Raw genomic sequence first — 14029 nt, forward strand, 5'->3', positions numbered from 1 at the left:
AATCACTTCCGTAACAAAAATGAGTTCATGTGACGTCGCGCCCAGCGAAGTGGTGCGGTGGCTTTCCAACTGAATGACCGCGTCTGACGGGTGAGGCGGTCATGAAGGATGTCCAATTGAAGGAGGGTCGCGTTGTAGCGTTGTTGGAGTTGGCCCAATTGCTTGGCGAGCAAAACGGATTCCTCGTTGGCGGAGGCGGATATTTCAGGAGCGGAAATCTTCGAGGGCAGCTTTAACGCATACAACTCGTGTGAGTGTCGCGAGATTTTCGAGTTAAGATAATGCAGGCTGATCGACTCGAGCTGGGCCTCCGAAATCGCCATCACGTCGTAAACCTCGTTGAGCGGAATATCGAAGATAGTTTCTACGCGGAATTGTTTGAGATTCACCACGGCGATACCTCCCGTGCTGGGGCCTTTGGCGAGGCTGCGCCAGCCGCTGAGGCCCACGTAGGCAATATCGCCGCAAAGCGCGAGGCCACGCGTGAACCGGTGATCGATGGGCAGGGATTCCTTGCGGCCGTTCCGGATGCGGACAAGGGAGTTGTTGTCGGAGTCGCAACAATAGATGTCCCCTTGATGAAAGCGGGGAGTGTGCGGCTTGTTCAGGCCTTCCAGGATATTTTGACTGCCGGTGGTGTCGCCCAAAAAGCCGATGAACCCTTGCCCGGCCGAGCGCCCTTTCCATTCCCTGAACTCGGAGAATTTACCGAATGCGGTTATGGCCAGACGTCCATCGGGACTCCGAGCCAGGCAGTTGAGATGCCATGAGTCGCTTTGTCCGGGATAAGGAATCCGCTCAAGCAGCCGTCCCGACAAATCGTAAACCAAAACCTCGTTCGTTCCGGTGGAAACAACATGCATCCGCTCACCAATCACGAGGATGTCATGCAGGTCGTTGACCTCCTTTAGCACCATGGAGCGGACTGTGTCTTTGGTGAAAATATCGATGAATGCGTGGTCGGCGGTTTGGTGTCCGCGAATAACCATTTCTGGCGAAGCATGAATTCCCGTGGTGTCCACATGATCGATGATCATGGCCCGGCCGTTGTGCAGTGCGATCAAGCCGCCTTCGTTCGGGCACGATAAGAGCAGGGTGTGCGCGATGCCGGTGGCGGACGTTTCCAAAGGGCGATTAAATTTCATGGTATGAATTTAGCCGGAAGGCTCAGGCGACTTTTGCTTTGAAGAGCCGGTGCGTGAAAAAAATCCGCCAGATCAGAAGACGCTTTTTCAGGCGGCCGGCTGGAGGCAGAAACGGACGGGCGGCGAGGGTATAGGTGGTATCCGTTTTCCGGATAAAGTCTTCGGTGAGCAGGGCGCCGCTGAACGGGCTGAAATCCGTGCGCTCGGCGGACCACCACAGATGGGCCCAGAGATGCACGCTGTAGGCGCCGCGCCAATCTGGGCGGCACTCTTCAAGAAGACCTTTGAGATCTTCGACCGTCCACATGAACGGATAAAAAGACTGCGAGGGCTCCACATGGGCTAGGGATGGGTGTTGTGCGTGGAGTCGATCCGCCAGCTGGCAGGAGTGGTTGCTCCAACTGCCATCAAACGCCGCCGGCATTTGCTCAAGCCAGATGCGGGCGAACGCGGAGCCCGGTTCGGCAAGCATCAGTGCGTTGCATAGCGAGGTTTCCATCGCGCCGGTTTGCTGGTTAATGACGGGGTTTTCACGACCCAGCACGAACGGTTTTTCGAAGAAGGCATCGGGCATGGGACGGAGGAACAGCGTGTCCATGTCAGCATAAACCCCGCCGTGCTGCAGAAGTTTTTCCAAGCGTATGAAATCGGCGTGATGCGCATAACGCAGCTGTTGGCCGATCAACGCGCAGTCATAGTTTTTCCCTGCCACCTGATCGTTGAGCGGCACCCGCACGAGCTCGATTTTGTTTTTGATCAGTTTCCAATAGGGCCCGTAGGGCTCGTAATGGTAGTAAAGTGTGAGCCGGTCCGGACGATTCACGCGCAGGCATGATTCGAGACAAAGGTAATGCGCGATGTGAAACGGTTCGGTTTGTTTCCGCAGCCCGAAGATGAAGTGAAAGTGACGGGGGATACGTGACATTTCAGGAAAGATCGACGGAGGTTTTTTCCAGCGCGCGGGCGAGGGCGGCGGGCGAATATTCCCGCGACACCAAATCAAACGCGTTCTTCGCCAGGCGATCACGGAGTGCGGCGTCCCCGGTCAGCCGGCAGGCGGCGCGGGCGAAGATTTCAGGTGTGTCGGCGACCAGGAAATGTTCCTCGGGCTGCGCCTCGATTCCTTCAATGCCCAGGGTAGTGCTGACAACGGGGATGCCCTGCGTGAACGCCTCGATTATTTTCAATCGCGTGCCGCCGCCGGCGCGCAAGGGAACCAGCAGTGCATCGGCTGCTGCAAAAGCAGTGGCCGAGTGGGCGACCGCACCAATAAACCGGACGCCGTCCTGCTGTTGGAGAAACTGGATCAAGCTCGCCGGTGCATTCAGACCCGCGACCACGAGCTCGCAATCGCAGGTGGAGCGCAGACGAGGAAGAATCTCGCGGCACAACCACAACAACGCGTCCGTGTTGGGATAATAATCGAGTGTTCCCAGGAAGAGAAAACGAAAGGTCTTTGTGGCCGCCGGTGCGAGCGGCCGCTGGGCGGGCACCGGCATTATGTTGGGCAACACCCGGATGTTTTTATGCCGCGGTGCGAGCCGGCTGGCGTCGGACTGGGAGCAGACGAAGACGTGGTGGAATCGCGGGAACAGGTCCCGTTCCAGGCGCGCGTTAATGCGGGCGCTGGAATAGGATTCGGCGGCGCGCACGGGATCGGCGTTTTTTTGATAAAGAGCGCCGATGCGGCCAAGGGTGGATGATTCGATATCGTCTGTATCCAATTGAATACTACGCGCTGGGTTTGCGCGATGGATGGCCAGGGCATAGGGAGCCATGACCATGCGGAAGGCGTGGATGACATCAAAGCGTTCGCCGCCCAGCAGGTCTGCGGCGAGACGCAGACGTCCGCGGGTGTGGTCCCTCCAGTCCACGGGCTGGCGGAACAAGAAACTGAACCCCCTTGGGTGTTTCCCCGCCAGCTCGCGCCGCCGGCGGAGCTCCCGGTCATCGCCTGCATGCGACGGCAGGCGACGCCATTCAACACAGCCCTCCGGCAGGTTTACGGGCGTCGTCTGATCGTGCGCGGGAGGCGTGATCCACAACAAGGAAACATCATGGGTCTTCGCCATTGCGCTGATCACGGAGTAGGCGCGGCGGGCAGGGCCGGTGCCTTCGGCGTTTGGCAAAACCCGGGTGATGAAAAGCAGTCGTGGCTTGGTTCCCGAGGGCAGGTTTGAGCGGAAAACCGGGATGGCCGGAGCAATGTTGGCGGAGGATTTTTTAAGAGGCCGGTAGTTGGGATCGCCGGTTAACGATTTTACCGTGCGATAGAGGTGGGTGTGCCAGGCGACGTAGTTGCTGTTCCGAACCTCGACCGGCGGGGTGGCCGAGGGCGGTTCCACGCCGAGGGCGACCAATCGCAGCAGTTTAAGATCGGAGATCGGCAAGTTGTCGCTGGTGAGGGCGCGCGCGATCGCCTGATCGAAGTGGCGATGCCGGATGGCGGTGGATTGCCACTCCATGAACAGGTTTTCGAGCGAGCGGGTATTGGGGCGTGTGCGATTATAGAAATACGCACAGTCCAGCACCGCACTGATACGCGCACCGGTGAACAGCAGCGATATGCCCAGCATCCAGTCTTCGCTATGGGCCACATTATAGGTTGCCCGACAGGCATCTTCGAGCCCGTCCAGCAGGCTGGTTTTTCTCGCGATCAATCCGCAGTGAAAGTAGCACTCGAACAGCACCGTGACCCGGGATTTGGGCAACGGGAGTGACGCGTGGGTTTCGCGGCCGAAGTGCCTCATCGCAGGAATCAGCACATCGAGGCGATCGGTTTCGGCTAGCGTTTGCGCATAGTGAAAGCAGCGCTCGATATCGAGGTGATCATCGGCATCGACGAACAAGACGTAGTCGCTCGCGGCGGTTTCCGTGCCGATCTTTCGGGCGAGAAACGGTCCCGACCGGCTTTGCGGAGTTTGTAGAAAGATAACCCCGGGGAACGCGCTCTGCAGCGAAGCTTGCACGTCGTCGGGCGAGCCGTCGTCGACAACGATGATTTCGAGGCGGGCCGAGTCTTTCGCTGCGCGCAACGAATTGAGCAGGTTTGTGAGGTTTTCGGCATCGTTGAGATGGGCGATCACGACGGACATCCGCACCGGTGCGAGCGTGGCCGTGACCTCAGGTTTTAATTCCAAGTAGGCCGCGATGATCCCAGCGTTGATTTGGGCGGGTTTGTCCGAAGCGGCAGGCGCGGGGGCTGGCAGGCCATTCTCCAGATCGATGAAAAAACGCTGCCAGTCGGCATGGGCCAGCGGATCAAATCTGCGAATCGAGGGATAGTGCGCGTCGAGATCCGCCATGCCGCCGCGAGTGGAAACGAACACCGGTTTCTGCAGCGGAAGAATATCGTTCAGCGCGGCCGGATGATGATCGAAGCGGGCGGGCAGGACGAAGGCATCCAGAGCCGACAGTTGCTGCTGGAGAGCGGCACCGGCGAGCGGACGTTCAAAGACAAAATGATCGCGAGCTGCGTCGGGTATGAGTCGGCTTAGGTAGGAGGAAAACGACAGACCGTTAGCCGTGAGCGTATCTTCACCGATGAGATGAAATTGAATCGTGGAATCCGGTTGCCCGGCGAAATAGCGACAGGCTTGGATGACCAGTTGGTCAGCGCCTCTGCGGTATTCGAGCGGACCCAGGCACCCTGTTTTTTTTACGCGAGCGGCGTGCTCAAGCGAAGTTGATGGCGTTGAGGCTCCGAGCGGAGCGGGGAAGTTGTTGGGAATCGATGTCGCTCGGATGCGCAGCGCTTCGGCTTCGGCCGGTGTGAAGTAGTCCAGCACTCGTTCCAAAATGGCGGGCCCTGAATAAAGGATGTGGTCGGCGCGCTGAAGGGCTTCCTTTTCGGCCGCGTAAACCCGGGCTTCGTGCAAGCTGCGGGGGGATTTTTCATTATCATCATCGACGACGAACGCCGGTAGATGAAGGCGCACGGCGACCGACGGAATGCGGCGGTAGACGAGGTTATGATTGATGAAAAAATACCCCTCGGCGTGGCGGTCCGGGAACTCGATGGTTTGAATCGAGTGCGTTTCGAGAAACTCGATTAACTTCGTGCACAGTGCGTAGGCGTGGAGAAATTCGGCTCCGGTCACGGTGGCATACGGCGCGGTCCGCGGAGTTTCCACGACAACGTAATCCACGAGGGCATTGCCCTCAAAAGAGCAGGCGGCTTCCGGTGATCCGGTGAAGACCACGGAGCGTTTGCCTGCGGCCGCGAGGGCTTCGATCAGCAGGCGGGAATAGACGCCGATATCTCCGGCGCCGCTGCCAAGGCTTTCCCGGCAGACGATGGCAAAATCATAATGCACGGCGTGAGGAAGCGATCCCTGTCTCGTAAGTTTCGCAAACGTGCGTTGGATCACCTTCGGCAAGAATACGGCCGGCATTCATCCATACGGCACGATCGCACACTTCGCTGATAGTGCGGGCATCGTGCGAGATGAGGACGACCGTGGTGTTGGCTTGGAATCGTTCGCGGAGGGCAGCCTTGGATTTTTCGAGAAAGGCTTTGTCGCCCACGCCGAGCACCTCATCGATCAGGAAGATATCGGGATCGGTCTGCAGCCCGATGGAGAATCCCAACCGGGCGTTCATACCCGATGAGTAGGTGTTGACCTGTTTGTGAAACGCATCGCCCAAGCCGGAGAATTCCTGGATTTCGCGCAGGCGGCTTTCCATGTGACGTTTGGATTTCCCCATGAAAAGGCCGCTCAGAATGGCGTTCTCGGCACCGGAAAGATGGCCTTCAAAGCCCACGCCCAAAGCGAGCAGTTGCACGTGAAGATCCGGACGGTCGTAACGTATCGAGCCCTCGTCGGGAGAGATGATGTTCGCGAGCAATCTTAGCAGCGTGCTTTTCCCGCAACCGTTGCGCCCGACCACGCCGAGTTTTTCTCCGCGGCGTATATCCAGGGTCAGACCGCGCAGAGCCCATGGGGCGGATGAGGCCTTGGCTCCGCGTTGCCGGCCGCCCCGGTAGTATACGCCCACGTTTTCCAGTTGGATAATGGAATCAGACATTGGTGAGTTTCAGCAGGCGTTTGTCGTAGTGGTTGTGGATGAATCCACCCGTGATCAGCAGGACGACGGTCAATAGTGCGGTGAAGCCGAGCAACCGGATGTCCGGTGAGCGCCCATGAAGCAGCACCGCGCGGTAGGCTTCGATGAGGACTGCAATCGGGTTGGCGTGAAAATAGGGCAGGAGATTGGCTGGCACCCGCTCGGCGGTGAAAAAAATACCCGAGACGAAAAAGAGCATGCGGAATAACGACTGCACCAGCATGCGCAGATCGGGCACCAGGGTGACGCCAATGGATACGATCAGTGAAAGCCCGATGATGAGCGCCAGTTGAAGGAACAACAGGACCGGCAGCCAGAGGAGCGCTAAAGAAATGCCCGCACCCAAAAAGAGCGACGCCACCAGTATGATGCTGAATGCAAACGCGAACCGGATGGTGTTCGATCCGATGTCCACCAACGGGAATAAATATTTAGGCAGCGGCACTTGCATGTGGACATGAAACTTCGCGCTGATGGAGGCGGAGCTCAGCATCACCGAACCCTCAAGCCATTGCCACACGACCATGCCGAGAAGGATGACCAGCACGGCAAGCGCGCCGCGCTGGCCGCTGATATGCGACATCGCGAAATAAAGCACGGAGGTGCTCAGCAACGGCTCCAAAAGAAACCAGATGTAGCCCAGATAATTTTTACGGGCTTCAGATTTCAGCGAAGCCAGGGTGCGATACAAGACGATGTCTTTATAGCGTAGGAAATGGCTGATCATGGGCGTGGTTCAGACCTTGAGGTTTTTCAAGTAGCTGCCGTAGGAGGATTTTCCGAGGCGTGCGATTTGAGCCGCCAGCCCGGCTTGATCGAGCCAGCCCTTGCGCAGGGCGATTTCTTCGAGGCAGGCGATTTTGAGGCCCTGGCGGTTTTCGATGACGCTGACGAATTGCGCGGCTTCGAGCAGGCTGTCGTGGGTTCCCGTATCGAGCCAGGCGGTGCCGCGGCCGAGCAACTCGACGCGAAGATCGCCCCGTTCGAGATAAAGCCGGTTGAGATCGGTGATTTCCAGTTCGCCGCGCGCGCTGGGTTTGAGGGCGCGGGCGCGAGTGACGACGTCCTTGTCGTAAAAATAGAGTCCGGGGACGGCGTAGTTGGATTTTGGTGACGCGGGTTTTTCCTCGAGGGACAACACGCGACCGTCGGGGGCAAACTCGACGACGCCATAGGCTTTGGGATCAGCGACGTGATAACCGAAAATAGTGGCACCGGCCGACTGGGCACCCGCGGATTGAAGGCAGGAAACGAAGTCGTGGCCGTAGAAGAGATTGTCGCCCAGAACGAGGGCGCACGGTTCGTTGCCGGTTAGGAATCCGTGATCGGCTGCGATGGTGAATGCCTGGGCCAGGCCGTCGGGCGAAGGTTGTTCCGCGTAGCTGAAGGTGACTCCGAACTGGCTGCCGTCACCCAGCAGCCGATGAAAAAGCGGCAGATCCGTCGGCGTGGAGATAATCAGGATCTCGCGGATATCGGCCAGCATGAGGACCGACAGCGGGTAGTAGATCATCGGTTTGTCGTAAACCGGCATGAGCTGCTTCGAGACCGCGATGGTGAGCGGGTAGAGGCGGGTGCCGGAGCCGCCGGCGAGAACGATGCCTTTGCGTTTCATATAATTTAATGTGCGGACTTCAGGGTAACCGGGGGCCTGTAAAAGAGGCGGCGCAAAAACCGGAAGGGAGCGGTCAGACGCCAACTATACGATTTTTGCATCCGCTCGATTTTATCGACCAAATGCGCCATCTCGACATCGACGTGTGCATGAGGGGAAGGCGGCAGGTGATCGGTCAGGTCGCACAGTTCATGAAGAGCATCCAGCGAAACTTTGATCGGCGGCTTGTTTTCATCCGGGAGCAAAACCGCGTGATCGGGAAGCGTTAGTAATGCCCCTAAGTCGTAATCTGCTTTTTGGGGATCGAAGCTGACGGTTCCGTTACTCGGATAGAAAGTGAGTTCGCCGAAGAATACCCGGGATTCGATGCAGTAGAGATCAACGCGAACGAAGGGAAAGTCCTTCGCCAAAATTTTAGAGATGCAGATCATCTCTTCCAGTTTATCGGGGCGAAGGGGCGGCTGAGGACTGTTGGGATAATCCAGTAGATCAAAGGGCAGGTGATTCCACTCAAAGTCATAGAAATCGACATAGAGTTTTCCGCCCAACTGGACCGTTGTGTAGAGGCAGTTGGGTTCGCCGTTAAAACAAATGAACTTATAATTCCGTAGTGGTTCGCCGTTACCCAATAATTGTTCGGCAATGACGCCCGGTTGAATGTTTTTATAAGCCCATTCGTGGCCAAAAAAATAATGATTGGATGCGGGTTCGAGCCATGTGGCGATCCGTGCGTGGGCGGCGTCGAAGTCGAACGATTTTTTGTCGGCGCAAATCAACATTTGGCCCGAGCCGGAATTGAGTTTTAATACGAATTGGTCGGGGAGGTCTTCGATGCGAAAATCTTCGACGGTTCTATACGCGGCCAGTGTGGGGATGCAGATGTCGCGGCCTAGTTTTTCACGAACATGATCTTTGACGGCGATCTTGTCCGCGCAGCGAGTGAGCAGGGGGTCTTGATAGAACAGTTTAAGCCACTGGATCTTTTCGTTGTAGGACTTTGGTTCACGAAGATTGAGCTCATAGCGAAGTGCGGCCCTGAAGTGGGCTTTGATGACGTCGATTTTGTTCATGGCTTTAACTGAGGCCGGAATCCGGCGCAGCGGACCCGAGGCGTTCTAGTTTGTAGGAGCCGTTGAGAATGGCGGAGGTCCAGGTCTCGTTGTCCAGATACCACTGGACGGTTTGTCGGAAGCCCGACGTGTGATCCTGCTTCGGTGTCCAGCCGAGCTCGGTTTTGATTTTCGTCGCGTCGATGGCGTAGCGCAGGTCGTGGCCGGGGCGGTCGGTGACGAAGGTGATCTGCTTCGTGTAACTGAGGCCGTCGGCGCGGGGGCGGAGTTCGTCGAGCAGGGCGCAGAGCAGGCGGACGAGGTCGATATTCCGACGCTCGTTGTTGCCGCCGATGTTGTAGGTCTGGCCGATGCGACCCTTGGAAATGACGGTGTGCAAGGCCTCGGCGTGGTCGGCGACGTAAAGCCAGTCGCGGATGTTCTCGCCCTTGCCGTAAACGGGAATCGCTTCGCCGCGAAGGGCTTTGAGGATGACGACCGGAATCAGTTTTTCGGGAAACTGAAACGGGCCGTAATTGTTGGAGCAGTTGGTGACGAGGACCGGCAGCTTGTAGGTGTCGGCCCAGGCGCGGGCGAGGTGGTCGCTGGCGGCTTTGCTGGCGGAATAAGGCGAGTGCGGATCGTAGGGCGTTTCTTCGGTGAAGAGGCCGGTGGCGCCAAGACTGCCGTAAACCTCATCGGTCGAAACGTGAAGAAAACGAAAGCGGTCGCGGGCTTCGCAGGTGAGTTTTTCGAAGTGGGCGCGGGCGGCTTGGAGCAGGGTGAAGGTGCCGGTGATGTTGGTCTGGATGAAGGCGCCGGGACCGTCGATGGAGCGATCCACGTGGCTCTCGGCGGCGAGGTGCATGACCCAGTCGGGGGCGAAGTCGGCGAAGAGTTTTTGCATCGCGGCGGCGTCGCAGATGTCGGCCTGCACGAGCCGGTGGCGGGCGTTGCCCTCGAGATCGGCGAGCGAGTGACGGTTGCCGGCGTAGGTCAGCGCATCGACGTTGAGCACGTCGTGGCCGTGCTCGGTGACAAGCTGGCGGACGAGGTTGGAGCCGATGAAGCCGGCGCCGCCGGTGACCAGGATTTTCATGGGGACGGGAACTACTTGGTTTCCGGTTGCCAGCGGGCGAGCGCCGAGCGGATGGCGTCGAGGACGGGAGTCATTTCGATACCGGCGGCGGCGAGTTTGGCGGAGGTCATCACGCAGTTGCTGCGCGGGGTCTTGGCGGCCTTTTGCATGAAGTCGGCCTCGTCGGTGAAGAACTCGTAGGCTTTGTTGCAGACGCCGCTCTCAAGGATGAGCTCGACGACTTCATGCGTGGTGACGTGGCCGGGATTGGTGACGTTGTAGGTGCCGAAGGGGATGTGTTTTTCCCAGCACGCGAACGTCGCGGCGACAAACTCGTGGAGTTGCGAGATGGAGTTCTCCGCTTCGAGCAGGCGCTGGTAACGCATGAGCTTCGTCAGGTAGTTGCGCGGGCTCTCGCGGTGGTCGAACGGAATGCGTAACCGCCAGATGAATACGTCGGGGCGGCCGGCGAGGATCTCTTCGCCGAGGGCCTTGGTGCCGGAGTAGAACGAGCAGTTGTTCTGGCGGAAGGTGAAGTTGGGCGCGTCGATCTCGGAGAAGCCGGTGCCATCGGGGCGCTTGCCGGTGTAGATGCAGCCGGAGGAAACGTGGCCCCAAGGAATGCCGGCGGCTTCGCAGGCCTCGGCGATGCGGCCGGGGAGGACGGCGTTGCCGAAGAGGCATTCGGTCTTGTGCAGTTCGCACGCGTCGACGTTGGGCTTTCCGGTGTAGCCGGCCGCGTTGATGAGGAACGCGGGCCGGTCGCGTTTCAACGCGGCGGTCAACGCCTTCACATCGGCGTAATCCAGTTCGGCGCGCTGGAGATTTTTAAAGGCAATGCCCTTCTGCGTGAGGAGAGTTTGGTAGGCCTGGCCCACGTAGCCGGAACCGCCGAGGAGGTAGATCATGGTCGAGGAGTTCAGGTGGAAAATGTTTTAAGCAAGGCGAGGAGCGGCGCGGTCTTGTTGCGCCAGCGGTCGAGTTTTTCGAAGCGTTGCACGAGATGCGCGGGGCCCTGGGCGCGAACGGAGGCGTCGAGGGCGGCGCGCTGGTTGGCGAGTTCTTCGACTTTGGGCAGGATGCGGGCGTTGAGCAGGAGCTTCACCAAAACGCCCAAGTCGGTTTGCATCTGATAGTGCTCTTTGCGGCTGGAGAGCGGATGGACGGGTTTGATCGCGCCGATGTCCTGCAAGGCTTTCAGGCCTTGGCCGGCACCGCTGCGGCTGATGCCGAGACGCTCGACGACCTCGTCGGCACACAAAGGTAATTCGGAGAGAAAAATGAGTCCGAAGATTTCACCGATGGACCGCGAGTAGCCCAACAAGCCGGCGACCTGCACCCAAAAGGCGATGATCTCGCGGTCCAATTCCGCGGACTGGCCGGCGACAGTCACAACAGGAGGAGTCGATTTGGCGGGCATTGGTTGCAGTTGTTACAAATATTATTGGAATAACTGTCGACAATTTTACGAAGCACTCTGGATTTTCCGTGCATGCCTGATGGGTGGACCGAGTTCGGCCAACTTGGGTGTTGCCAACAAATCGCCCCGCCGAGGTTAATAAATCATTCCCTGCCACATGTTGAAGTCCCGCCTGCTGTGTTCCGCATCGTTGTTGATCTCGCTTAGTCTTGGGTCCGTCGTGACGCAGGCACAGGAGATGGTTTCGCAACCCAAAGTAGCGGATGCGGATGCGCCGTTATTGGGCCTTCCGGAAAAACTGATCGTAGGCTTGGAGCCCTTGGTGAATGCCGCGGCGGAAATCGGCCCCCGCGTGCTGGATGCGCGCCTGCAAAAACTTGCAGCCGAGGCGCATGAAGAAGAAACGCGCAGCGTTACCCGTCCTCGTGCGAATCTTTATCTCGATTTTTCCTATCGCGAGAACAGTGAAACCCAGAACGGATCGTTCAAGCCTTACTACAATGTAGGCGTGGAGCAGCCGCTGTGGCACTGGAACGCCCTTACCAATCAAAAGCGCGTGGCCGAGATTTATAAGAAACTGGCGGGCAATGATTATGCCGAAGCCCGCCGTGCACTGATCATTGAGATCCGCCAGGCGTATCTCGATTTGGTTTTGCAGAAGCTGTCGTTGGCCGAGTCGCAGACCACCTATGATCGCCAACGCGCCACGCTGGCGGTGAACCGTGATCGCTCGGCCCGCGGCGAATATGCGGCTGATTTGCTGGCGACGGAGCAACTCGACTCCCGTAAATCCGCGATTGCCCGCGACCGCCTTCAAGTGGGTCTTCAGCGCGCGCTGCGTGAATTCGCCATCATGAATGGTCTGGAGTCTTTTTCGGCTGACCAACTGCCGGCGGCGATTGCGGAAGTGCCCTCTTCGGCCAAGGCCCTTTTCGTGCCGGAAGCGGCCAAGCTAGCGCCCGCGAACCGCATCCCTGATGCGCTGGCCCGTCGCGAGGGAGAACTGGAGGCCGCGCGTCTTCAGCAGGAAATCACCCGCGTGCGCAACTATCCGAAGGTCAATCTCGCGGCGGGTGCCGACCAAGGCGCATCGAGCGGAACCGACCAAAGTGCGGTTGTTAACTACTTCGCCGGCGTGCGGGTGCGCTGGAACATTTTTGACGGTTTCGCGACCCGTGCCGCGGTCAAGGAAGCTCGCGTGACCGTTCGCAAAAATGAAAAGGCCGTGTCGGATGCGCGCCTCGCGCTTCAGAACCAGCTCAAGGATCAGGCCGATGAATTGACGCTATCGCTTCAGGAACTCGAAGTCGCCGAGGAGCGTTTCGGCCTCACGACGTCCCGCGAGAAAGTGGATGAAGATCTGCGTAAAACCGGCCGGTTGGCCGAGACCGAATGGCAGGCTCGCACCGCTGCCGCCCAGACCGAGCGTATCGCGCTCTATGATCTGCGCGGCCGGGTGATCCTGCAGCTGTCCGAGCATGCGTTGCTTCGTCAGCGCGCCATCAAGCCGTCCGAGGAAATCCTGTTCCCGTGAAATCCCGCAGCTTCATTTACATCGGGGTCATCGTCGCGGTGCTCGTGGCTGGCGGGTTTGCGTCGCTGCGCCTGACCCGGCCGGAAGCCCAGGTGGCGGTGGTGAAGCGGGGCACCGCCGTCAGTGCGCTCCCCGCCAACGTCGCGGTGCGCGCCGACTATTCGATGGAGCTGCGCAGCGAGTCCGGCGGACGGGTGGTCGACAGCTCCCTGGTTCTTGGCCGCAGCGTGAAGGCCGGCGAACTCCTGCTCAAAATCGATGACACCGATCTGAAGCTCGAACTCGAACGCGTGACCAATGATTACGACGCGGCGCTCAAACGCCGTGCGGTGGGTTCAGCTACGAAGCTCGATCTTGAAACGGCCAAGGCTGACCTCGCCAATTTCACGCGTCTCGCGGAGGGCGGCCAGTATTCCTCGACCGAGCTCGATAAGCGGAAACGTGAAGTGCGCGCGCTGGAGCAGAAATTGGAGATCGAGCAGATCAATGAAGAGTCGCTCATCACCGGCCTCGCGACCGACATCAAAACCCGCAAACGGCAGATCGAGAAAACCAGTTTGTTTTCACCGATCGACGCGGATGTCACCTCCGTCTCGGCCTATGTGGGCGACCTCATCGTGTCGAGTGCACCGCTGGCCATTCTGCTGGCGCGCGAACGTCTGGTGGAGGCCCGCGTGAGCGAAGAAAACTTCTCCGGAATCGTCATCGGCCAGCGTGCGCAGGTGCGGTTTCTCGGTTACGGCGATGAACAATTTACGGGCACGGTTGCGCGGGTGCTGCCGACCGCCGATCCGCTTACCCAGCGTTACACGGTGATCCTTGATGTGAAGATTCCGCCTGCGCGACTCGTGCCGGGCTTGAGCGGTGAAGCGAGTATCATCGTGGGCCAGCGTGCGGATGTGATGATCATTCCCCGTCGCGCCTTGCTCGGTGACTATGTGCTGGCCGTCCGTGACGGGCGGGTGAAGCAACTCCGCGTGACGCGCGGCTACGAAAGTCTGAACGAGGTCGAGATTGTGAGCGGGTTGAGCGAGGGCGATCTCGTCATCACCGACAACCTCGACGCGTATCGTGAGAATGATCGCGTGCGCGTTGTGAAGCCCGCGAAGAGGTGAGGCCCG

The 14029-nt window shown here is 58.9% G+C and carries 12 protein-coding genes; 2 read left to right on the forward strand and 10 right to left on the reverse strand.

What is annotated here, in order from left to right:
• Positions 1-2: 2 nt before the first annotated feature.
• Genes FPL22_RS11090 through FPL22_RS11135 form a run of 10 tightly spaced genes read right to left on the reverse strand, consistent with a single transcriptional unit; the run spans position 3 to position 11374 of the window.
• The gene (locus tag FPL22_RS11090) at positions 3-1145 is read right to left on the reverse strand and encodes a DUF4915 domain-containing protein (protein WP_144230421.1); all 1143 of its coding nucleotides are present in this window, start codon (positions 1143-1145) and stop codon (positions 3-5) included.
• 22 nt (positions 1146-1167) lie between these two features.
• The gene (locus tag FPL22_RS11095) at positions 1168-2070 is read right to left on the reverse strand and encodes a glycosyltransferase (protein ID WP_144230422.1); all 903 of its coding nucleotides are present in this window, start codon (positions 2068-2070) and stop codon (positions 1168-1170) included.
• A 1-nt stretch (position 2071) separates the two neighbouring features.
• Entirely contained in the window at positions 2072-5461 is a 3390-nt protein-coding gene (locus FPL22_RS11100) for a glycosyltransferase (protein WP_162525274.1), read from the reverse strand.
• On the reverse strand, positions 5451-6173 hold the full coding sequence (locus FPL22_RS11105; protein ID WP_144230424.1) for an ABC transporter ATP-binding protein: 723 nt from the start codon (positions 6171-6173) through the stop codon (positions 5451-5453). The genes FPL22_RS11100 and FPL22_RS11105 overlap by 11 nt, the downstream gene beginning before the upstream one ends.
• Positions 6166-6939: an ABC transporter permease gene (locus FPL22_RS11110; RefSeq protein ID WP_144230425.1), complete on the reverse strand. Its 774-nt coding sequence runs from the start codon at positions 6937-6939 to the stop codon at positions 6166-6168. Before FPL22_RS11110 ends, FPL22_RS11105 begins: the two co-directional genes overlap by 8 nt.
• Before the next feature lie 9 nt (positions 6940-6948).
• Positions 6949-7827 carry a glucose-1-phosphate thymidylyltransferase RfbA gene (gene rfbA / locus FPL22_RS11115; RefSeq protein ID WP_144230426.1) on the reverse strand — a complete coding sequence of 293 codons (879 nt, stop codon included), beginning with the start codon at positions 7825-7827 and terminating at the stop codon, positions 6949-6951.
• A 5-nt stretch (positions 7828-7832) separates the two neighbouring features.
• The gene (locus FPL22_RS11120) at positions 7833-8897 is read right to left on the reverse strand and encodes an ATP-grasp fold amidoligase family protein (protein ID WP_144230427.1); all 1065 of its coding nucleotides are present in this window, start codon (positions 8895-8897) and stop codon (positions 7833-7835) included.
• Between the two features lie 4 nt (positions 8898-8901).
• The gene (gene rfbB / locus FPL22_RS11125) at positions 8902-9975 is read right to left on the reverse strand and encodes a dTDP-glucose 4,6-dehydratase (protein WP_144230428.1); all 1074 of its coding nucleotides are present in this window, start codon (positions 9973-9975) and stop codon (positions 8902-8904) included.
• Between the two features lie 11 nt (positions 9976-9986).
• Positions 9987-10862: a sugar nucleotide-binding protein gene (locus tag FPL22_RS11130; protein WP_144230429.1), complete on the reverse strand. Its 876-nt coding sequence runs from the start codon at positions 10860-10862 to the stop codon at positions 9987-9989.
• A gap of 11 nt (positions 10863-10873) precedes the next feature.
• Positions 10874-11374, reverse strand: a complete 501-nt coding sequence (locus FPL22_RS11135; RefSeq protein WP_144230430.1) for a GbsR/MarR family transcriptional regulator — start codon at positions 11372-11374, stop codon at positions 10874-10876.
• Positions 11375-11531: 157 nt separating this feature from the next.
• Between FPL22_RS11135 and FPL22_RS11140 the strand changes: the two genes are divergently transcribed.
• Both FPL22_RS11140 and FPL22_RS11145 read left to right on the forward strand, forming a co-directional pair.
• Positions 11532-12908, forward strand: a complete 1377-nt coding sequence (locus tag FPL22_RS11140; RefSeq protein WP_144230431.1) for a TolC family protein — start codon at positions 11532-11534, stop codon at positions 12906-12908.
• Positions 12905-14023 (forward strand): efflux RND transporter periplasmic adaptor subunit, encoded by a 1119-nt coding sequence (locus FPL22_RS11145; protein WP_144230432.1) that lies wholly within the window; start codon positions 12905-12907, stop codon positions 14021-14023. Before FPL22_RS11140 ends, FPL22_RS11145 begins: the two co-directional genes overlap by 4 nt.
• Positions 14024-14029 lie beyond the last annotated feature (6 nt).

It is taken from the genome of Rariglobus hedericola (assembly GCF_007559335.1).
Taxonomy (GTDB): domain Bacteria; phylum Verrucomicrobiota; class Verrucomicrobiia; order Opitutales; family Opitutaceae; genus Rariglobus; species Rariglobus hedericola.

Coding starts and splice junctions, on each gene's coding strand:
- FPL22_RS11090 (WP_144230421.1), bottom strand. CDS start 1,145: ATGAAATTTAATCGCCCTTTGGAAACGTCCGCCACCGGCATCGCGCAC.
- FPL22_RS11095 (WP_144230422.1), bottom strand. CDS start 2,070: ATGTCACGTATCCCCCGTCACTTTCACTTCATCTTCGGGCTGCGGAAA.
- FPL22_RS11105 (WP_144230424.1), bottom strand. CDS start 6,173: ATGTCTGATTCCATTATCCAACTGGAAAACGTGGGCGTATACTACCGG.
- FPL22_RS11110 (WP_144230425.1), bottom strand. CDS start 6,939: ATGATCAGCCATTTCCTACGCTATAAAGACATCGTCTTGTATCGCACC.
- rfbA (WP_144230426.1), bottom strand. CDS start 7,827: ATGAAACGCAAAGGCATCGTTCTCGCCGGCGGCTCCGGCACCCGCCTC.
- FPL22_RS11120 (WP_144230427.1), bottom strand. CDS start 8,897: ATGAACAAAATCGACGTCATCAAAGCCCACTTCAGGGCCGCACTTCGC.
- rfbB (WP_144230428.1), bottom strand. CDS start 9,975: ATGAAAATCCTGGTCACCGGCGGCGCCGGCTTCATCGGCTCCAACCTC.
- FPL22_RS11130 (WP_144230429.1), bottom strand. CDS start 10,862: ATGATCTACCTCCTCGGCGGTTCCGGCTACGTGGGCCAGGCCTACCAA.
- FPL22_RS11135 (WP_144230430.1), bottom strand. CDS start 11,374: ATGCCCGCCAAATCGACTCCTCCTGTTGTGACTGTCGCCGGCCAGTCC.
- FPL22_RS11140 (WP_144230431.1), top strand. CDS start 11,532: ATGTTGAAGTCCCGCCTGCTGTGTTCCGCATCGTTGTTGATCTCGCTT.